This is a genomic window from Bacillus sp. 5w2 (genome assembly GCF_054353775.1).
Genome location: NZ_JBTIWT010000002.1, coordinates 101,868 through 122,240 on the forward strand (window position 1 = coordinate 101,868; position 20,373 = coordinate 122,240).

Genomic DNA, 20,373 nt, shown 5'->3' on the forward strand with positions numbered 1-20,373 from the left:
ACAATAAAGTGAATAATGCCTAGCTTTATGCTTTAGCTGAAATATATTCTAGACAAAAATACATTTATGTTTTAAAATTAGTACCAAGTCATAATAATTGATATAAAACGGAGGGCTGCGATGTGAACGTGGGCATTTTAGGGATCGGAAGATATGTGCCAGAAAAAGTAGTCACAAATCACGATTTAGAGAAAATAATGGATACATCCGATGAATGGATTCGTACGAGAACGGGAATTGCAGAAAGACGCATTGCCGATGATACAATAGATACTTCATATATGGCCGTAGAGGCTGCTAAAAAAGCACTTGAAGATGCAGGGGTTAGCGGAGAAGATATCGATCTTATTTTGGTGGCGACAGTAACACCAGATCGTGCGTTTCCAGCAGTAGCTTGTGTCATTCAAGAAGCGATTGGAGCGAAACATGCAGCTGCAATGGATGTAGGTGCAGCATGTGCTGGTTTTATGTACGGAATGATTACAGCGCAGCAATTTATTCAAACGGGAACTTATAAAAATGTATTAGTAGTTGGTAGTGATAAACTATCTAAAATTGTAGACTGGAATGATCGCAATACAGCAGTATTATTTGGAGACGGAGCCGGTGCGATTGTAATGGGAGCCGTTTCAGAAGGAAGAGGCGTTCTATCTTTCGAATTAGGAGCAGACGGAAGTGGCGGTAAGCATCTTTATCAAGACGAGTATGTTATGATGAATGGCAGAGAAGTCTTTAAATTTGCCGTTCGTCAACTTGGTGAATCTTGTCTTCGCGTGCTGGATAAAGCTGGTCTTACGAAAGAGGATGTGGATTTCTTAGTACCACATCAAGCAAATATTCGTATTATGGAATCTGCAAGAGAGAGATTAAATTTACCGCAAGAAAAAATGAGTATGACAATTGAAAAGTTTGGTAATACATCAGCTTCTTCAATTCCAATTGCAATGGTAGAGGAATTGCAAAATGGACGTATTCAAGATGGGGATTTAATTATACTTGTTGGTTTCGGAGGCGGATTAACATGGGGAGCGGTCGCTCTTCGTTGGGGTAAATAAGGACTGAGAGAAAAAAAGGAGTGTATTTTGTATGGAAAAAAAGAGGGTCGTAATTACAGGACTAGGAGCTGTTACACCGATCGGAACAGATGTTGAAACAGCGTGGGAAAACATTAAAAAGGGTGTATCTGGAATCGGACGACTTACAAGAATTGATCCGGAACTATTTCCAGCAAAAGTAGCAGCAGAAATTAACGACTTTGAAGTCGAGAAATATATTGATAAAAAAGAAGCGCGCCGTATGGATCGCTTTACACAATATGCAGTAGCAGCAGCGAAAATGGCAGTTGCGGATGCAAAACTTGAAATTACAGAAGAAAACGGACCTCGAATTGGTGTATGGATTGGTTCTGGTATTGGCGGTATGGAAACATACGAAGAACAATTTAAGATTTTTACTGAGAAAGGACCGCGCCGCGTGAGTCCATTCTTCGTACCGATGATGATTCCAGATATGGCAGCAGGTCAAGTATCAATCGCGACAGGAGCAAAAGGGATTAACACTTGTTCTGTAACGGCTTGTGCATCTGGTGCAAACTCAATTGGTGATGCATTTAAAGCAATTCAGCGCGGTGATGCTGATGCAATGATTACAGGCGGAGCTGAAGCACCGTTAACAAGTATGGCATTCGCAGGATTTAGTTCAGCGAAAGCATTAACATTTAATGAAGATCCAGCAACAGCTTGCCGTCCATTTGATAAAAACCGTAGTGGTTTCGTAATGGGTGAAGGTTCAGGTATTCTAATTCTTGAAGAATTAGAGCACGCATTAGCTCGTGGTGCTCACATTTATGCGGAAATCGCTGGTTACGGTGCAACTGGTGATGCATTCCATATTACAATGCCGGCTCCTGGTGGTGAAGGCGGCGTGCGCGCAATGCGTCAAGCTTTAGCAGATGCAGGTCTACAGCCAGAAGATATTGATTACATTAATGCACATGGTACAAGTACGGATGCGAATGAAAAGTATGAAACGATGGCAATTAAGGAAACGTTCGGTGAGCACGCGTATAAAGTAGCAATTAGCTCAACGAAATCAATGACAGGTCACTTATTAGGAGCAGCTGGTGCTGTTGAAGCGATCTTCTCAATTAAATCAATTACAGACGGAGTAATCCCTCCAACAATTAACTATGAAACACCAGATCCAGAGTGTGACTTAGATTACGTACCGAATAAAGCGAGACAACAAGAAGTAAATGCAGTATTAAGTAACTCACTTGGATTCGGTGGTCATAACGCGGTGTTAGTATTTAAATCGTATAAATAATAGATGAAATAAGGAGTTTTTTCGTAATATATTACGAAAAAACTCCTTATTTATTTTTACGCCTTTTTCTCCTTTTGCATATACATAAGAATAAGGAGGGATAAAGATGGGGGTTATTGAAACAGCCGAGTGGTTACATCTATATTACGGGCGGCCAGAAAAGCTGTGTGAGAAATTTACGAAGTATATCCCGCTGCCAAAAGAAAGGTTGTATCGCTTTTTAATTTCTAAAGGTATGTATCGTCCAGTTATGCGGGGAGAACAAGAAATTAAAGAGTTAGAGAAAAAGGAAATTTGGAAAGAGTTACGTATGGAGTATGAGAAACTGAAAAGTTGGTTAAAAGGTCCGGATGTCCCTGTCTTTATTTTATTATCAGATTCTTATAATCGGACTGTACAAGAAGAATATAACGGCAGGGCTGGATTATCTATGCGTCACGTTATTTTCTTATTCGTATGTGGACGGAATTCGGTGGAAGAATTAAAAGTGTTATTGGCGCATGAATATCACCACATATGCAGGTTACATCAAATTGAGACGAAAGAAACAGAATATACATTACTTGATACGATGATTATGGAAGGGTTAGCTGAGCAAGCAGTAACGGAAAGATATTCAGAAAAAAACAATGCACCATGGACGAAGTATCTTTCAAAAGAAGAGGCTATATATTATTGGAAAAACGTTGTACATGAAAGAATAAGTATAAAACGAGGAACAAGGGAGCACGACATCTTATTAAATGGACTTCATTCTTATCCGAAGATGCTTGGCTATGCACTTGGATTTCATATTGTCAAAGACTGTGTAGCTTCCGCATCTATAGATACACTTTCTTTATTATCTATAGATGCGAAAGAAATATTGAATAAAGCAAATACATTTCATATATAAAAAACAGGAGCTCTATTTCCTGTTTTTTTTAGTATTAATAGAAGAAAAAATAATAATTAGAATATATTTCCTTAGGTGGAATAAAGTTAAGAAAAATTGAACATAATGATTGATACAAACAGTAGTGAAGTGAGGGGTAGTGAATGTTATATCTACATGATGTATGGGTAAATTGGTTTGAAGGTGAAGAAAATGGGTATAACGTTTGTCATTTTTACGAATGGCGGAAAGATGATACGATTGAGCTATTAGATCAAGTGCCATTATTAAAAGTAGATTCCACATTATATCATTACATCGAGGACGAATTGTTAGAGCTTCCGCAAAAATTGTTGGAAGACGTACATCATAAGGCTTATATTCGTAAAAATCATGAACGTTTGCAGCAAGAGTATTGCTTTGTTGTTACAGATGGAAAAGGAATTATTGCGATCGACACAATTGGTTACAATGTACCAATTCGAAAAAGTAGACTTATACCGCGCCAAGAGCAGATGGTGTATGAGATGGTAGAAAGCGTACAAGCAGAAAAGTATGAGTTCCAAGTAGAAGAAATGGAAAAAGAACATCATATTTTATCACCATCACCTTTCATTATGAATGGCTTAACTCGTAAAGAAAGACAGCTAAAACAATTATTATTTATGGCGTTAGATCAATTACATACAACGAAAAACACAGCAGAAATTCGCTATTGGTTCACAGAGTGGGATCCATCAGCATACGGAATGGTTCAACATATGGAATTTGAAGATATTTGGGCTAGATTGTATGATGAAGCGAAAGCAGGCTGGTCTGAGAAGCACGAACAATTATGCGAGCGTCTTGTAAAAGGACAGCCATTTTTTGAAAAGTTATGGGAAATGGAAAACGAGCAAAAGGTAAATTAAAAAAACCGCCAATTGGCGGTTTTTTTAATTTTGTGTAGTCTAGCTCCGGCGGCAAGAATATTCGGTGGCTTCGCGCCTTCCTGCGAGGCAAAAAGCACCTCTACGTCAGGAGCTCCATCCCCCTCATATTCTAAGCGAGCCGCCTCCGCTTTTTATGTAATCCAGCTCCGGCTCCTAGCCCTTCGCGTCTAAGAACCTTCCCCACGAGAAGGTAAAAAGCACCTTCTGTGGGAAAGAACCTTAGCCGTCAGGGCTAAGCAGTCGCCTCCGCTTTATAAATTACCTACGTTTTCTACTTAGTCCCATTGCGTTTTCTACTTTGCGTAGTTGTTTGAATGCAACGCGGTTTGCTTTTTCGGCACCTTTGTCTAGAATTTCGTCTAGTTCTGGTGAGTTGATTAGTTCGTTATATTTGTCTTGGATTGGACGAATTGCTTCTACGACTACTTGTGCTAGGTCGCCTTTGAAGTCGCCGTATCCTTTTCCTTCGTACATTGCTTCGATTTCTTCAACTGTTTTTCCAGAGAATGAAGAGTAGATTGTTAATAAGTTAGAGATACCAGGTTTGTTTTCTTTATCAAATTTCACGATACCTTCAGAATCAGTTACAGCACTCTTAATTTTCTTTTCAATTGTTTTTGGTTCATCAAGCATGCTGATCATTGATTTTGGATTTGGATCAGATTTACTCATTTTTTTCGTAGGCTCTGTTAATGACATAACGCGAGCTCCTACTTTTGGAATGCGAATTTCAGGAACAGTGAACACTTCACGGAAGCGTTTGTTGAAACGCTCTGCTAGATCACGTGTTAATTCCATATGTTGTTTTTGGTCATCACCAACAGGTACGATTTCAGTGTTGTAAAGTAAAATATCAGCAGCCATTAATGGTGGGTACGTTAGTAATCCAGCTGGAACTGAATCTCTGCCCGATGATTTATCTTTATATTGCGTCATACGCTCTAATTCTCCAACGTAAGCAACTGATTGCATAATCCATCCTAGTTGAGCGTGTGCTGGTACTTCTGACTGTACAAATAAAGTAGCTTTTTCAGGATCGATGCCGCATGCTACATAAAGTGCAGCAAGACTGCGGATGTTTTTACGAAGTTGTACGGGATCTTGAGGTACTGTAATTGCATGTTGGTTTACAATACAGAAATAACAGTCGTGTTCATTTTGAAGCTCTGTAAATTGCTTCATAGCTCCTAAATAGTTTCCAAGTGTAATCGTTCCACTTGGCTGAATACCAGAAAAGATAACTGACATAAGTAATTCCTCCTAAATTTGAATGCGTGATGGGGGAAGAGAAGGCAAACAAAAAAGCCCATTCATCCCAAAAACTATAGGGACGAATGGACCGCGGTACCACCCTAATTATTTCACTACTGTGAAATCTCTCTAATCCATAATAACGTTTGGATATAACGCCAAAGCCTACTACTTTCGGTTCGGTTTGGTGCTCAAAAGCCCATTCCATACTGTACAATTACTTGTTCACACCAGCCACAAGCTCTCTGAAATTGCCTCAATATGTACTCTTCTTTATCATCGCATACATATAAATTTATTTATTGTTACCTGAGCTCTTTTAATATGAAAGAACTAAAGTTTTATAACAAAATGTTTTGCTGATTATTATATCATATGGGATAGTGTTTGCAAACTACATCAAAATAGTAAAGCTAATGATGGTCGAGAACAACCCAAGAACGAGACCTGTAATGCAAATTGGATACGTCCATTTGAATGAATATGTTTTATAAATACGTTCTTTCTTATCGACAGGTTCCTCTACTTCTTCAATTAATGAGTCAATTTTTTTGTTCGTACCAAATACTCTTTGGAAGGCGTAAATTGTTACGTTAAAAAATCCATTTTGAAATATGAATAAAAAACCGCCTATAAGAATAAAAAATAGCGCAATATAAAACGAGATATTGACAAAATTCAACAAAAATTGCGATGAAACGAGGAATGCGCCAATACTAGAAGCGACTATCGCTATGAAAATTAGTATACAAGTATGAAAAAAAACTTTATTCAAAATGTTCCCCTCCGTCAAAATATTACTAGAATTATTATACTATAAAAGCTATAATATGTACTAGAATTAATTTTTTGAAAATTATACGCAATTAAAGGTCTGATTTCAAGATGATGGTAGCAATGTTAACGTATCCCTTTACAAAAAAATAAAAAAATAAACATTTTATTAAAAATTTTAACAAAAAAACAAAAAACTATATTCACAATTGTTATATTATATGTATAATGAAAATTGTAGAAACTTGGAGATTATTCTTTCAATTCTACTTTTTTACAAGTGAGGGTACAGGAAGTGCAATTAGGGGAGGCAACACAACATGAAGAAAAAGATACCGTTATTACTTGCATCGACGTTGACGGTCAGTATGTTAGGAGCTTGTAGTTACCAAAAAGAGGATAATAAAGCAGGCGCAAAAGAAAAATCCTCAAACAAGCAAGTGTTAAATCTAACCGAGACAGCTGAAATTCCAACTATGGATACGACGTTATCAACAGATGCAGCATCTTCTAACATCATGAATAACACAATGGAGGGATTATATCGTCTGGGGAAAGACGATAAACTTGTTCCAGGTGTCGCTAAATCTTATGAGAAATCAGAGGATGGAAAAAAGTATGTATTTAAATTACGTGAAGATGCGAAATGGTCTAATGGTGAACCTGTAACAGCGAAAGACTTCGTTTATTCTTGGAGAAGAGCTGTAGATTCAAATACGGGTGCTAAGTTTGCTTACATACTATTTGATGTTAAAAATGCGGAAAAAGTTAACAAAAAAGAATTACCAGTTGAAGAACTTGGTGTAAAGGCAATTGATGATCATACACTTGAAGTGGAATTAGATAACCCTGTTCCTTATTTTGTAAGTTTAACAGTCTATCCAACCTTGTATCCTTTGAATGAGAAGTTTGTAACAGAACAAGGAGCAAAATTTGGATTAGAATCCAATACGACACTTTATAATGGTCCATTCGTATTAAATGAATGGAAGCATGAACAAAGTTTCCAACTTAAGAAAAATCCAACGTATTGGGAAAATAAAGAAGTAAAACTTGAGGAAATAAACTTCAATATTGTTAAGGATCGTTCAACTGCTATAAATTTATATGAAACGAAAGCAATTGATCGTGTAGTGTTAACATCAGAATTTGTAGATAAATACAAATCAGATGCTGACTTTAAAACGATTAAGAGACCATCTACACAATTTATTCGCTTAAATGAAAAGAATAAATTTTTAGCAAATAAAAATATCCGAAAAGCAATTGCAATGTCCTTTGAACGTGAAAACATCGGAAAAGTGATCTTAAACGATGGTTCAGAAGGAATATATGGTTTTGTTCCGAAAGGCTTAGCAAAAGGTCCGAATGGAAAAGACTTCCGTGAAGAAAACGGAAAGCTTATAAAAGAGGATATGAAAGAAGCACAAAAATACTGGGAAGCTGGTAAAAAAGAACTTGGTGTAGACAAAGTAGAGTTAGAGCTATTAAACTTTGATACTGATGATGCGAAAAAAATCGGAGAGTATTTAAAAGGCCAATTTGAAAAGAACTTACCAGGTTTAACAGTTTCAACAAAAATGCAGCCATTTGCACAAAAACTAAAACTTGAAGCAAGTGGAGATTATGCAATGTCATATGCGGGATGGAGTCCAGATTATATGGATCCAATGTCATTCCTTGAAATGTATACAACAGGTAATGCACAAAATAAAGTGAATTACGCAAATGCAGCGTATGATGATTTAATTAAAAAAGCGAAAACAGAAGTTGATGTACAAGCTCGCTGGGATGCTCTATTAAAAGCAGAAAAACAATTGCTTGAAGATGCAGCGATTGCTCCAGTATATCAACCTGGTAAAGCATATTTACAACGTGGCTCAATTACTGGCCTATTAGAACATAAATATGGCGGAGAATTTAGCTATAAGTGGGTTGAACTTAAAAACTAAAAATGGTTTCCATCATGAATAAGGGTATATGCCTATGATGGGCATATGCTCTTATTTTAAAAAAATAAAAGTAAGAATATTTTAAACTATCTTATTGCTTTTGAGAAAAACGGGGAGGTGCTTGACTATGGGACGTTATGTATTAAAACGTTTCGTGTACATGGCTTTGACATTATTTTTAATTACTACACTGACTTTCTTTTTGATGAAATTACTTCCGGGTTCTCCGCTTAAAAACCAGGAGAAGCTATCACCGGCACAAAAAGAAATCATTCTTGAAAAATATGGCTTAAATGATCCAGTACCAGTTCAATATGCACGTTACTTAGGTAACTTAGCAAAAGGTGATTTAGGGGTATCATTCCAATATGATAACCGTCCGGTAACAGATATGATTGTGGATCGCATTGGACCATCAGCACAACTTGGTTTACAAGCGATTATATTAGGAACATTTATCGGTTTAATTTTAGGAATCGTTGCGGCACTTCGCAACAATACGTGGGTCGATTATGGGGCGACAATTATTTCCGTACTCGGGATGTCGGTACCATCGTTCGTATTCGCCGCATTACTACAATATTTCGTAGGGGTAAAACTTGGATGGTTCCCAGTAGCATTCTGGAAAGGACCAGAGTTTACAGTAATGCCTACAATCGCTTTATCGATGGCAGTTATCGCAACAATCGCACGTTTCGCTCGTGCAGAGTTAATTGAAGTTATGCAAGCTGACTACATTTTAACAGCGAAGGCAAAAGGAATTAGCCAAGGCGTTATCATTATCAAACACGCACTTCGTAACGCGTTAATTCCAGTTGTAACAATTTTAGGACCAATGGTTGCAGGTTTAATTACAGGTACATTAGTTATTGAGCAAATTTATGCTGTACCAGGACTTGGGGAACAATTCGTTAAATCGATTACAGTGAACGACTATACAGTTATTATGGGAACTACAATTTTCTATAGTGCGATTTTCATCTTAGTTATTTTCATTGTTGATATTTTATACGGAATTATTGATCCTCGTATTCGTTTAGCGGGAGGGAAAAAATGATGAAAGATGTACAAAAATTATCTCCAGATTTATTTCAACAAGCCAATCAAAATAATGTTGATAATGAAGTCATTGCCCGTCCAAGCTTAACGTTTTGGCAAGATGTAAGAAGACGTTTGTTCCAACATAAAGGGGCAATGTTCGGTTTCGTTTTATTAGCGCTTATTATCTTACTAGCAATTTTAGGACCGATGGTAAGTAAGCATTCTTATAAAGAGCAAGATTTAGGTCGTTCGAAATTACCACCGAAAATTCCTGTTATTGAAAATGTTCATTGGCTACCATTTGACGGTACAGATCAATATGGTGTTGACCAATATGAAAAACGTGATATTAAAGAGTATTTCTGGTTTGGTACAGATGATCTTGGACGCGATTTATGGACAAGAACATGGGAAGGTACACGCGTATCATTATATATCGCTCTTTTAGCAGCAGCAATTGACTTAGTAATTGGGGTTGCATATGGAGGTATTTCAGCGTTCTATGGCGGTAGAGTAGATAATATTATGCAACGTATTATGGAGATTATTAACGGTATTCCATACTTAATCATCGTTATTTTAATGGTAATCATTATGGGATCTGGTATATGGTCAATTACACTCGCAATGGCGATTACAGGTTGGATAGGGATGTCGCGTATCGTTCGTGGACAAATCCTGAAATTAAAAAATCAAGAATACGTATTAGCATCTCGTACATTAGGTGCAACAAATACACAGTTAATTGTAAAACACTTAATCCCGAACGTAATGGGACCAATTATCGTAATGACAATGTTTACAATTCCAACAGCAGTGTTTGGTGAGGCGTTCTTAAGCTTCATCGGTTTAGGTATTCAGCCACCATTCGCATCACTTGGTTCTCTTGTAAACGATGGTTATAAATCAATTCAAACGTATCCACATATGATGTTCATCCCAGCGGTTGTCATCAGTATGTTAATCTTAGCATTCAACTTAATGGCAGACGGATTACGCGACGCGTTAGATCCAAAAATGCGTAAGTAAAAGAGGGGAGAAGTAAAAATGAAAACATTGCTAGAGGTAAAAGATTTGCAAGTCTCCTTTGATACACATGCAGGTGAAGTACAAGCTGTACGCGGTGTTACTTTTGATTTGAAAAAAGGAGAAACATTAGCGATTGTAGGAGAATCTGGTTCTGGTAAATCAGTTACTTCTAAAGCGTTAATGGGATTAATTCCGAATCCTCCAGGACGTATTAAAAACGGTGAGATCGTATTTGAAGGTCGTGACTTAACGAAACTAACAGAAAAAGAAATGCAACAAGTGCGCGGTAAAGATATCGCGATGATTTTCCAAGATCCAATGACATCATTAAACCCAACGATGACAATTGGAAATCAAATTATGGAAGGCCTTATTAAACACCAAGGGATGAGTAAAGCTGATGCACGTAAAGTTGCGCTAGAATTAATCGACCTTGTAGGTATTCCAAATCCAGAAGCGCGCTTAAAACAATACCCTCACCAATTCTCAGGTGGTATGAGACAGCGTGTAGTTATTGCGATGGCGTTAGCTTGCAACCCAAAATTATTAATTGCCGATGAGCCGACAACAGCGCTAGACGTTACAATTCAGGCGCAAATTTTAGAGCTTATGAAAGACATTCAGCAAAAAACAGAAGCGGCAATCATTTTCATTACGCATGACTTAGGTGTAGTGGCAAACGTTGCGGACCGCGTGGCAGTTATGTACGCTGGTAAAGTTGTTGAAATCGGAACTGTAGATGAAATTTTCTACAATCCAAAACATCCGTACACTTGGGGCTTAATCGCATCTATGCCAAGTTTAGATGGTTCAGAAGAAGAATTATATGCAATCCCTGGAACGCCTCCAGATTTATTGAAGCCGCCAAAGGGAGATGCTTTTGCACCACGTAACCCACAGGCATTGAAAATTGATTTTGAAATGGACCCACCTTTATTTAAAGTAAGTGATACACACTATGCGGCAACTTGGTTACTTCACGAGCAAGCTCCAGAAGTAAAACCGCCGGCAGTTGTTGAAAAACGTATTCTTCAAATGAAAGCAGGTGAACAACATGACTAAACAACGTGAGAAATTAATTGAAGTAAAAAATGTAAAGCAGCACTTCGACGTGAGTGGTGGTGTTGTCAAAGCGGTTAATGATATTTCATTTGATATTTTCCGCGGAGAAACATTTGGTCTTGTAGGAGAATCAGGTTGTGGTAAATCGACAACTGGAAGAACGATTATTCGTTTATATGATGCAACTGCTGGTGAAGTGTTGTTTGATGGTGAAAATGTACATGGTAAAAAATCACGCGCACAACTGAAGAAGTTCAACCGTAAAATGCAAATGATTTTCCAAGATCCATATGCATCATTAAATCCTCGTATGACAGTAGGGGATATTATCGCAGAAGGTATTGATATTCACGGACTAGCAAAAGGCAAAAAAGAGCGTATGGAACGTGTTCATGAGCTATTAAACACAGTTGGTTTAAATAAAGAGCACGCAAACCGTTTCCCACATGAATTCTCAGGTGGACAACGTCAACGTATCGGTATCGCTCGCGCACTTGCTGTAGAGCCTGAATTTATCATTGCCGATGAGCCAATCTCAGCGCTTGACGTATCAATCCAGGCGCAAGTTGTAAACTTACTGAAAAAGTTACAAAAGGAAAAAGGTTTAACATACTTATTCATTGCCCATGATTTATCAATGGTAAAATACATTAGTGATCGCATCGGCGTAATGTACCGTGGTCAAATCGTTGAGCTAACAACAAGTGAAGAGTTATATGCGAATCCAATTCATCCATATACAAAATCACTATTATCAGCGATCCCGCTTCCGGATCCAGATTATGAGCGCAATCGTAAACGTATCGTATACGATCCATCTCAGCATGATTATGCTAGTGAAGCACCAACAATGCGTGAAATTCGCCCAGGACATTTCGTATTATGTTCTGAAGCAGAGTATAAGAAATATAAAGAGATTTATCAATAATAAAAAAGCCAATCTTCCGTTATGGAAGATTGGCTTTTTTCTACTATATAAAAGAGTTGTCAACATTTCTCGGTAAGTCGATTTATTTAAAGAATCGCTCATATAAGTTTCATTTACTAAAGACTACACCTTAATCAAACGAGTATTATTGCGCTTGAACAGAAACAATCTCTTCTTTTTCTTCAGGTTTAACAAGTGCATAACGCTCCCACGCTCTACTTTTCCAGCGGAAGAACATAATAATGGCACGTGTCCATTCATCGATAGCAATCGCTAGCCAAATACCAACGAGCCCCATATCTAAATGGAAGGCGAAAAAGTAACCGAGTGGTAAACTCATTAACACCATAGAGAATGCTCCGATTAAAACAGGATATTTTGCATCACCAGCTGCACGAAGTGAATTGATAATAACGATGTTCATCGTGCGTCCCGTTTCAAGTAGTATACTTAGTAAAAGAACTGATGCACCTAATGTAATAATGTGCGGATTATCTGTAAATAGTCCCATTAATTGTGTGCGGAATGTAATAACGAGAGCGACCATACATAAAGTGACGCCAATTGCCCATTTCACACTTTTCCATACGCGTTCATATGCTTCATCTTTTTCACCACCGCCAACGAGGCGCCCGATAATAATTGCTGTTCCCATACCGATTGCAATAGCAAATAAATAAGTGAACATAGAAATATTCGTAGCGTATTGTCTAGCCGCTAATGATTCCGTTCCTAAGTACGTTGCATAATACAGAAAGACAATTTGGCAAGCTTGATACATAACTTGCTCAAATGCAGAGGGAATCCCGATTTTTAAAATTTTCCCGATGTATTCTTTTGATAAGGTGAAGTAATATTGTATTTTCACACGGTATTCCATAACGCGGTACAGTAACCAGAAGAAAACGATAAGAGCGATTAATCTGCTGACAGCAGAAGAAATGGCAGCCCCTTGTACACCGAGTTCTGGGAAACCAAATTTCCCGAAAATGAGTACATAGTTTCCAGCGATATGAATAATATTCATTCCAAGTGAAATAAACATCGCTTGCTTTGTGAAGCCGTGTACGCGGATAATTGCGGCTAATGAATTAATAATAGCTTGAAGGAAAATAGCTCCCCCGACGATGGATAAATAGTTTTGTGCATACATGAGTACATCGCCTTGTAAGTTCATTGCCATCATCATATGTTTTGAAAATAAAAGAAAACCAGCGCTTATAACGAGTCCGACCACTAAATTTAATGTGACGGCTAAAGCTGATATTTTAGATGCTTCCATAAAACGTTTGGAACCGAGGTATTGAGATACGACGATAGCTGCGCCGTTCCCGATGACTTCTAGTACCAAAATAGCGATATGGAGATATTGATTCGCTGCACCAACCCCAGATACAGCATCGTCTGATAATGCACTTAACATGAAAGTATCAGCGATACCCATTAACATAAATAGAAAAACTTCTAGAAAAATAGGCCATGTTAATAAGAATAAACTTAATTTCTCTGTTGGCCCGTTTTTTGCCTGAATTGCTGTCATGTCCGTCCCCTCTTTACCGATATCTATTTTTAGCAAGGTGTATCGTAACATACTTTCTTATCCTTTGCACCCATTTGAGCCTACATATTTTTAATATGAAGGGCCTGCAATTTTATGTTAAAAAGAGAAGGATAATTATGCACAAAGTATTATGAAATATAAAATTTATTTTTCTCTGATAATTTAGAAAAATATAAAAATAGTTATTATCGACACTTTAGCGAGGAAAAATAGTAATATGAAACGTTTACATGGATACATTTTTTAACAGAAAATTTTAATGAAATAGAAATATAAATATACAAAAAATATATTTGTGTGTATAATATGAATTATTAGAACATATATATATTTCTTTCTGTTTGAAAATGAAAGGGCTAACATTTTTTGGAGGGTGGAAGTATGAAAAAAAAGATACCAGTTTTTGTAGCGTCAACAGTAGCAATGAGCATGATGTTAGGGGCATGTAGCTATCAAAAAGATGAACCGCAAGCGAACGCAAAAGGGGATAGCGGGAAAAGCGGTGCGAAGCAAGTTATTAATCTAACAGAAGTGTCTGAAATTCCGACAATGGATACAACACTTGCCTCGGATGCTGCTTCTTCAAAAGTTATGAATAATACAATGGAAGGGCTATATCGACTTGGGAAAGGCGATAAGTTAGTTCCAGGTGTAGCGAAATCCCATACGAAATCTGAAGATGGTAAAAAATATACATTTAAATTGCGTGAAGACGCTAAATGGTCGAATGGTGATCCTGTAACAGCAAAAGATTTTGTATATGCATGGCAAAGAGCTGTTAACCCGGATACGGCAGCGAAATCAGGATATATTATGTTAGATGTGAAAAATGCAGAGAAAATTAATAAAAGAGAGCTATCACCGGATCAATTAGGTGTAAAAGCGATAGATGATTATACATTAGAAGTTGAATTGGATAATCCAGTTCCATATTTTCTTGATTTAACGGTGTATCCACTATTTTTCCCATTAAATGAGAAGTATATGAAAGAACAGGGAGAAAAATTTGGTTTGGAAGCAAATACAACGTTGTATAACGGTCCATTTGTATTAAATGAATGGAAGCATGAACAAAGTTTCCAACTAAAGAAAAATCCAGGTTATTGGGATCAAAAAGAAGTGAAATTAGAAGAAGTTAATTTTAATGTTGTAAAAGATACAGGAGCAGCTGTTAATTTATATAATACGAATGCGATTGACAGAGTTGGTTTATCAGCGGAATTAGTTGATAAGTATAAAGGGCAAAAAGATTTTAAAACAATTAATGATCCAACTGTGTTCTTCTTGCGTTTTAATCAAAAAAATCCAGCGTTAGCTAACAAAAATATTCGTAAGGCTATTTCTAGTGCATACGATCGAGATGGTATTGGTGAGGTTATTTTAAACAATGGTTCTAAGGGAGCTTATGGTTTAGTACCATCTGATTTTGTTAAGGGACCAGATAAGCAGGATTTCAGAAAAGAAAATGGAAAACTTTCAAAAGTAGATGTGAAGGAAGCTAAAAAATTCTGGGAAGCAGGAAAGAAAGAATTAGGTAAGGATAAAATAGAACTAGAATTTTTAAACTTTGATAATGAAGAATCTAAGAAAATTGGTGAGTATGTAAAGGGAGAATTAGAAAAGAATTTACCAGGTCTAACAGTAACGATTAAGATGCAACCATTTGCACAAAAATTAAAACTTGAAGATAGTGGACAGTTTGATATTTCATTTACTGGATGGGGGCCTGATTTCCCTGATGCAATCACATTCCTTGATATGTTTATAACAGATGGTTCACAAAATAAAATGAGTTATTCTAATGCCCAGTATGATGGCCTTATTAAAAAGGCAAAGCAAGAAGGTTCAGATGTAAAAGGACGTTGGAATGACCTGTTAAAAGCGGAAAAAATCTTATTTGAGGATGCAGCAATTGCACCAGTATTCCAACGCGGTAGATCTATATTAGAAAGAGAAACAATTAAAGATGTATATATCCACAAATATGGCGGCGAATTAAGCTTTAAGTGGGCATCTGTAGAAAAATAAAAAAAGCAGGCTGACCGCCTGCTTTTTTTAATACGTACGTTTCTTATAAATACCTTTTCCGCCAACTTGGTTCCAGCCGGATTGTACATCCAAGCTTTTATTAACAAACTTCATCTTTTCTTTTCCGCCAAAGAGTTTTTCACCAATGCTATTTGTAATGACACCAATCAATGCTGTTATTCCGATGATGAGGGCAGCAACAGTGACAAAATCAATAAAAAAAGCAATCATTTGCAAATTCCCCCTTTGCCTGTCTGTATTTTTATTGTATGAGATAAAAGATAAAAAAGAAAGAACTGTCAGAAAAATAATGGATTTATTTTAGAAATCGTATAGACATGAATGAGAATATTTGTTAAAATAAGAACAAATGTTCCTTTCAATTCTCACTTGTACAGTCTTACATTTCTTAATTGATTTATCAGGAAAAGGTAAGAAAACGTTCTCTTTTTCATAGGAAAGATTATGAGAAAATAACTATATATCATATGAGGAATCTATGAAAACTGAGTGTTAAAAGGGTTAAAGGTTATTGTTAAAGAACAGGTAATGTGAGTGTAATCTTGTTACATAGCAGTGGAATGCACGGAAGAGTTTTCTCAATTAGAAGGAAATTTACTGTATATTTCTTGCAAAATCTATTGTATAATGATTATAGAAGTTACTTATTAAAAGTAATTGTTGTTTGCTTAAAGTTGTTGCTTACATGAAATGCGATTTTTGCACTTTGTTTTAAGACAAGGTATCGCGAAAAATTGCTGAATTTAGAAATTTAAACTGTAATTAGTACAGAATTTGTACTCTTTAAGGAGAGTGAGCTTTGTATGGTAACATTATATAGTTCTCCAAGCTGTACGTCTTGTAGAAAGGCGAAATTATGGCTAGAGGAAAATCATATTCCTTATACAGAACGTAATATTTTCTCAGATCCATTAACGATTGAGGAAATTAAAGAGATTTTACGTATGACAGAAAGCGGAACGGATGAGATTATTTCTACTCGTTCAAAAGTTTTCCAAGAATTAAATGTAAACTTAGAGTCTTTACCACTTCAAGATTTATATAAGATGATTCGTGACTATCCAGGGATTTTACGTCGTCCAATTATGATTGACGAGAAACGCCTTCAAGTAGGTTACAATGAAGACGAAATCCGCCGTTTCTTACCACGTACAGTAAGAACGTTCCAATTACGTGAAGCACAGCGTCTTGTAAATTAATTATAATAATATGAAAACCTTCTACCTATTATATAGTAGAAGGTTTTTTTTAATGTTTCACATTTCGTAATCGAACTTGTTGAACGATAAAGCCGATACATAAAATGGTGAAAATAAACAAGTATGGAATGCTTGCAGTGAAACTTGGGTTGTTATGAAAAAAGGTTGCAAGTCTGTCTTCATGTGTGACCATTTTTCCTGCTGTATAGGAGAGAATCGCTGCCCCGCAATAAATGAGGAATGGAAAGCGTTCCATCAGTATTAAAATGAGTTTGCTGCCCCAAATAATAATCGGGATCGAAATGAGTAAGCCGATTATTACGAGTAAAAATCTTCCGTGAGCTGCCCCTGCAATGGCAATAACATTGTCAAATCCCATAACGAGATCCGCGAATACAATTGTACGCACAGCTTGAAATAAAGTTGTTTTTCCTTGAATAGAAGAAAGATCGTTGCTATTATCAGTTAGTAAATTTACTGCAATTAATGTAAGTAAAACGCCCCCGATAAGTTGCAGAAATGGAATATCGAGTAAATAGACAGCTAGTATAGTGAGGATAATTCTTAGTACGATTGCTAAAAGAGTACCAATTAAAATAGCTTTATTTCGTTTCGATTCAGGTAAATTTCGGCTAGCTAGTGCGATGACGATTGCGTTGTCACCCCCTAGTACAACATCGATACCGACAATCATTAGTACAGATGTTAAAAACTCTAAGTCCATTCGTCTGCCTCCATTTATGATGTTTTAATAAGCGAACTATATGTATGTGGTGAAGAAAGAGACTAAATAATCTTCTCTAATAAAAGTTTCACTTTATTACAGTGTACGGGGGAAGGGGGAAATGTATGTCCAAATTTTTTGTGAGTGAGAAATCGCTATAATGATATATTTGTGTAGATGGTCGAATAAAGATAGGTATATAACTATTTTTGTAAAATAAATCGATTTTATTTCCATTCTGGAGAATCTTATCATAAAATGAGAGTACAAGAATCTATTGATTTGTCATATGAGTGGGGAATCCCTTCATAACAATTCTAAGCAGGAAGGGAGAGTTGTATTTTGGATATTGAAAGAATTAATGACCATACGATGAAATTTTTTATTACGTACATTGATATAGAGGACAGAGGGTTTAATCGTGAGGAGATTTGGTATGACCGCGAACGAAGTGAAGAGCTCTTTTGGGAGATGATGGACGAAGCTCGTGATCATGATGATTTCTTTATTGATGGACCGTTATGGATTCAAGTGCAAGCAGTCGATAAAGGGATTGAAGTACTTGTAACGAAAGCAGAGCTTTCAAAGGATGGACAAAAGCTAGAACTACCAATAGGTGTAGATAAAATTATAGACATTCCTCTAGATGAAGGCATTGAATCATTATTCCAGCAAGAATTAGTGGAAGAGGTAGAAGAACAAGCAGGAACAAACTTTAACGAAGATGGTACGTTTGGCTTTTTAATTAAATTTAATGATTTTGAAGATGTCATTTCATTAAGCCACCGTCTGATCTTTGAAGATATAAAAGATGAGCTATATTCATTTGAGAACCGCTATTATGTATATGTGCAATTCGATGAAGTGCTACATGATGAAGAAGAAATTGATCGTATTTTAAGTATTGTTTTAGAATACGGAGAAGAATCAACTTTAACAATTCATCGTGTAAGTGAGTATGGAAAACAAATTGTGAAAGAGCATGCGCTTGAAACAATTCGCAATAATTTTCCTGCTAAAACGTAGGCCGATTTCTGTAGTATGAAATCGGCTTTTTATATGAAGAATAGGAAAGCTTTCTTAGTAAGGAGGTAAGAGATGAAAAATACGTTAAAGTTGATTTTCTTTGTTCTACTATTGTTCGCATTATTTGTTTCGTTACGTATGTTTATTGATGTAGCATTTTATTCGGATGTAATTGGGATAAAAGATGTTTCGATTTTAGGTATTATTAGTATTTTATTTACAGTATCTGCATTTTTAATTGGCTGCGTTATTTTCTTAGAGAACCGTCATCCGTCTAAAACACTTACATGGCTCATTGTGTTAGGTATTTTTCCGGTATTTGGATTTTTCGCTTATTTATTATTTGGACAGAATTTTCGGAGGAAGAGAATGTTCCAAAAGAAGGCGTTGCTCGATGAACAAGCATTTTTACAATATAAGGGGCATGAAGATTACGAAGAACGGATTTTGCGCAATCATAAACATCAAGAGCTGTTATTTCGTTTAGCGGACCGCTTAGGCGCTTTAAATATTTCATTTCAAACTGAAACGAGAACATTAACAAATGGAGATGAAACATTTCAAGCCATTTTAGATGGATTAAAACGAGCGAAACATCACATTCATATGGAATATTACATTGTACGTGATGATAAGCTTGGAACAGAAATTAAAGATATTTTAATACAAAAATCAAAAGAAGGCGTAGTCGTTCGTTTTTTATATGATGCGGTTGGAAGTTTTAAATTATCGAATTCGTATATTGAAGAATTGAATGATGCAGGAGTAGAAATGGTTCCATTTTTCCCTGTGCGCTTTCCGATTTTAAACGATAAGATTAATTATCGAAACCACCGAAAAATCGTTATTATTGATGGAAATGAAGGATTTGTAGGTGGATTAAATATTGGTGATGAATATTTAGGGAAAGATAAGTACTTCGGTTTTTGGCGAGACACGCATTTATATTTGCGTGGTGAAGCTGTACAAAGTTTACAGCTTATTTTCCTTCAAGATTGGTTTTATATGACTGGTGAGGCTGTGCTGGCCCCTGAATATTTACAAGCGAAAGCAGTTGAGGGTGATCATTGGGGAGGCGTGCAGCTCGTTGCAGGTGGACCGGATAATAAATGGGAAACAATTAAACATTTATATTTTGCCATGATTGCTTCTGCGCGGAAATCCATTTGGATTGCGACGCCGTATTTCATTCCGGATGATGATATTTTATCCGCATTAAAGGTAGCGGCACTTGCTGGTATTGATGTTCGTTTGCTAATGCCGAGTAAGCCTGATAAGCGCACTGTCTTTTACGCATCAAGATCGTACTTCCCAGAGCTTTTAGATGCAGGGGTAAAGATATATGAATACGAAAAAGGTTTTCTTCATAGTAAAGTTGTCATTGTTGATTCTGATTTAGCGTCAATTGGGACCGCTAATATGGATATGAGAAGTTTTCATTTGAACTTTGAAGTAAATGCCTTTTTATATGATACAGATAGCATTAGAAAACTTGTTCAAGATTTTAAAGAGGATATAGAAGAATCAAGTGAAATTCATGTCGATCGTTTTCATAAAAGGCGTCTTCATAGACGAATTGTTGAATCAACGTATCGGTTATTATCACCTTTATTATAAAAAGAGATGTCCGAAATTGGGACATCTCT

At 36.4% G+C, this 20,373-nt stretch carries 18 protein-coding genes and 1 other annotated feature; of the genes, 13 read left to right on the plus strand and 5 right to left on the minus strand.

Features of this window, described 5'->3' with window-relative positions; translation table 11 throughout:
• The first annotated feature begins 122 nt into the window (after positions 1-122).
• The 4 genes from fabH to ACXY7N_RS04770 all read left to right on the plus strand — a co-directional run bounded on the left by fabH (position 123) and on the right by ACXY7N_RS04770 (position 4,110).
• Positions 123-1,055, plus strand: a complete 933-nt coding sequence (gene fabH, locus ACXY7N_RS04755; protein WP_001100533.1) for a beta-ketoacyl-ACP synthase III — start codon at positions 123-125, stop codon at positions 1,053-1,055.
• Between the two features lie 31 nt (positions 1,056-1,086).
• A complete protein-coding gene (gene fabF, locus ACXY7N_RS04760) occupies positions 1,087-2,325 on the plus strand; it encodes a beta-ketoacyl-ACP synthase II (protein WP_000412643.1) in 1,239 nt (412 codons plus the stop codon).
• A gap of 106 nt (positions 2,326-2,431) precedes the next feature.
• Positions 2,432-3,220 carry a DUF2268 domain-containing putative Zn-dependent protease gene (locus ACXY7N_RS04765; protein WP_098646496.1) on the plus strand — a complete coding sequence of 263 codons (789 nt, stop codon included), beginning with the start codon at positions 2,432-2,434 and terminating at the stop codon, positions 3,218-3,220.
• 143 nt (positions 3,221-3,363) lie between these two features.
• A complete protein-coding gene (locus tag ACXY7N_RS04770; protein ID WP_016088898.1) occupies positions 3,364-4,110 on the plus strand; it encodes a YjbA family protein in 747 nt (248 codons plus the stop codon).
• Positions 4,111-4,389: 279 nt separating this feature from the next.
• Here the strand turns inward: ACXY7N_RS04770 and trpS are convergent, their stop codons facing one another.
• A complete protein-coding gene (trpS, locus tag ACXY7N_RS04775; protein ID WP_016088897.1) occupies positions 4,390-5,379 on the minus strand; it encodes a tryptophan--tRNA ligase in 990 nt (329 codons plus the stop codon).
• A gap of 75 nt (positions 5,380-5,454) precedes the next feature.
• Positions 5,455-5,671, minus strand: a binding site (T-box leader).
• Between the two features lie 105 nt (positions 5,672-5,776).
• Positions 5,777-6,157 carry a DUF3899 domain-containing protein gene (locus ACXY7N_RS04780; RefSeq protein WP_016088896.1) on the minus strand — a complete coding sequence of 127 codons (381 nt, stop codon included), beginning with the start codon at positions 6,155-6,157 and terminating at the stop codon, positions 5,777-5,779.
• A gap of 319 nt (positions 6,158-6,476) precedes the next feature.
• Here ACXY7N_RS04780 and ACXY7N_RS04785 point away from each other — a divergent pair, with 319 nt between their 5' ends.
• The 5 genes from ACXY7N_RS04785 (at position 6,477) to ACXY7N_RS04805 (ending at position 12,168) form a co-directional block, all read left to right on the plus strand.
• Positions 6,477-8,108, plus strand: coding sequence for a peptide ABC transporter substrate-binding protein (locus tag ACXY7N_RS04785; protein ID WP_016088895.1), 1,632 nt, complete (start codon positions 6,477-6,479; stop codon positions 8,106-8,108).
• A 127-nt stretch (positions 8,109-8,235) separates the two neighbouring features.
• Positions 8,236-9,165 carry an oligopeptide ABC transporter permease gene (gene opp3b / locus ACXY7N_RS04790; protein WP_000534165.1) on the plus strand — a complete coding sequence of 310 codons (930 nt, stop codon included), beginning with the start codon at positions 8,236-8,238 and terminating at the stop codon, positions 9,163-9,165.
• Positions 9,162-10,178 (plus strand): oligopeptide ABC transporter permease, encoded by a 1,017-nt coding sequence (gene opp3C / locus ACXY7N_RS04795; RefSeq protein ID WP_016088894.1) that lies wholly within the window; start codon positions 9,162-9,164, stop codon positions 10,176-10,178. Before opp3b ends, opp3C begins: the two co-directional genes overlap by 4 nt.
• An 18-nt stretch (positions 10,179-10,196) precedes the next feature.
• On the plus strand, positions 10,197-11,240 hold the full coding sequence (locus ACXY7N_RS04800) for an ABC transporter ATP-binding protein (protein WP_000854346.1): 1,044 nt from the start codon (positions 10,197-10,199) through the stop codon (positions 11,238-11,240).
• Positions 11,233-12,168, plus strand: a complete 936-nt coding sequence (locus tag ACXY7N_RS04805; protein WP_098485917.1) for an ABC transporter ATP-binding protein — start codon at positions 11,233-11,235, stop codon at positions 12,166-12,168. Before ACXY7N_RS04800 ends, ACXY7N_RS04805 begins: the two co-directional genes overlap by 8 nt.
• 145 nt (positions 12,169-12,313) lie before the next feature.
• On the opposite strand, the gene ACXY7N_RS04810 is transcribed toward ACXY7N_RS04805, so the two are convergent.
• On the minus strand, positions 12,314-13,759 hold the full coding sequence (locus tag ACXY7N_RS04810) for an MATE family efflux transporter (RefSeq protein ID WP_002108704.1): 1,446 nt from the start codon (positions 13,757-13,759) through the stop codon (positions 12,314-12,316).
• Between the two features lie 351 nt (positions 13,760-14,110).
• Between ACXY7N_RS04810 and ACXY7N_RS04815 the strand changes: the two genes are divergently transcribed.
• Complete coding sequence (locus tag ACXY7N_RS04815) at positions 14,111-15,757, plus strand: peptide ABC transporter substrate-binding protein (protein ID WP_000727246.1); 1,647 nt, start codon at positions 14,111-14,113, stop codon at positions 15,755-15,757.
• A 27-nt stretch (positions 15,758-15,784) separates the two neighbouring features.
• Here ACXY7N_RS04815 and ACXY7N_RS04820 read toward each other — a convergent pair whose 3' ends face one another.
• Entirely contained in the window at positions 15,785-15,988 is a 204-nt protein-coding gene (locus ACXY7N_RS04820) for a hypothetical protein (protein ID WP_000559978.1), read from the minus strand.
• 593 nt (positions 15,989-16,581) lie between these two features.
• Between ACXY7N_RS04820 and spx the strand changes: the two genes are divergently transcribed.
• Positions 16,582-16,977 carry a transcriptional regulator Spx gene (gene spx, locus ACXY7N_RS04825; RefSeq protein WP_000258267.1) on the plus strand — a complete coding sequence of 132 codons (396 nt, stop codon included), beginning with the start codon at positions 16,582-16,584 and terminating at the stop codon, positions 16,975-16,977.
• Positions 16,978-17,026: 49 nt separating this feature from the next.
• Here spx and ACXY7N_RS04830 read toward each other — a convergent pair whose 3' ends face one another.
• Entirely contained in the window at positions 17,027-17,701 is a 675-nt protein-coding gene (locus tag ACXY7N_RS04830) for a TerC family protein (protein WP_016088892.1), read from the minus strand.
• Between the two features lie 342 nt (positions 17,702-18,043).
• On the opposite strand from ACXY7N_RS04830, the gene mecA reads away from it, so the two are divergent.
• Both mecA and ACXY7N_RS04840 read left to right on the plus strand, forming a co-directional pair.
• Entirely contained in the window at positions 18,044-18,727 is a 684-nt protein-coding gene (mecA, locus tag ACXY7N_RS04835) for an adaptor protein MecA (protein WP_488592304.1), read from the plus strand.
• Between the two features lie 72 nt (positions 18,728-18,799).
• Positions 18,800-20,344 (plus strand): cardiolipin synthase, encoded by a 1,545-nt coding sequence (locus tag ACXY7N_RS04840; RefSeq protein ID WP_016088891.1) that lies wholly within the window; start codon positions 18,800-18,802, stop codon positions 20,342-20,344.
• Positions 20,345-20,373: the final 29 nt, after the last annotated feature.

Coding starts and splice junctions, on each gene's coding strand:
- fabF (WP_000412643.1), top strand. CDS start 1,087: ATGGAAAAAAAGAGGGTCGTAATTACAGGACTAGGAGCTGTTACACCG.
- ACXY7N_RS04765 (WP_098646496.1), top strand. CDS start 2,432: ATGGGGGTTATTGAAACAGCCGAGTGGTTACATCTATATTACGGGCGG.
- ACXY7N_RS04770 (WP_016088898.1), top strand. CDS start 3,364: ATGTTATATCTACATGATGTATGGGTAAATTGGTTTGAAGGTGAAGAA.
- trpS (WP_016088897.1), bottom strand. CDS start 5,379: ATGTCAGTTATCTTTTCTGGTATTCAGCCAAGTGGAACGATTACACTT.
- ACXY7N_RS04785 (WP_016088895.1), top strand. CDS start 6,477: ATGAAGAAAAAGATACCGTTATTACTTGCATCGACGTTGACGGTCAGT.
- opp3b (WP_000534165.1), top strand. CDS start 8,236: ATGGGACGTTATGTATTAAAACGTTTCGTGTACATGGCTTTGACATTA.
- opp3C (WP_016088894.1), top strand. CDS start 9,162: ATGATGAAAGATGTACAAAAATTATCTCCAGATTTATTTCAACAAGCC.
- ACXY7N_RS04800 (WP_000854346.1), top strand. CDS start 10,197: ATGAAAACATTGCTAGAGGTAAAAGATTTGCAAGTCTCCTTTGATACA.
- ACXY7N_RS04805 (WP_098485917.1), top strand. CDS start 11,233: ATGACTAAACAACGTGAGAAATTAATTGAAGTAAAAAATGTAAAGCAG.
- ACXY7N_RS04810 (WP_002108704.1), bottom strand. CDS start 13,759: ATGTTACGATACACCTTGCTAAAAATAGATATCGGTAAAGAGGGGACG.
- ACXY7N_RS04815 (WP_000727246.1), top strand. CDS start 14,111: ATGAAAAAAAAGATACCAGTTTTTGTAGCGTCAACAGTAGCAATGAGC.
- ACXY7N_RS04820 (WP_000559978.1), bottom strand. CDS start 15,988: ATGATTGCTTTTTTTATTGATTTTGTCACTGTTGCTGCCCTCATCATC.
- spx (WP_000258267.1), top strand. CDS start 16,582: ATGGTAACATTATATAGTTCTCCAAGCTGTACGTCTTGTAGAAAGGCG.
- ACXY7N_RS04830 (WP_016088892.1), bottom strand. CDS start 17,701: ATGGACTTAGAGTTTTTAACATCTGTACTAATGATTGTCGGTATCGAT.
- ACXY7N_RS04840 (WP_016088891.1), top strand. CDS start 18,800: ATGAAAAATACGTTAAAGTTGATTTTCTTTGTTCTACTATTGTTCGCA.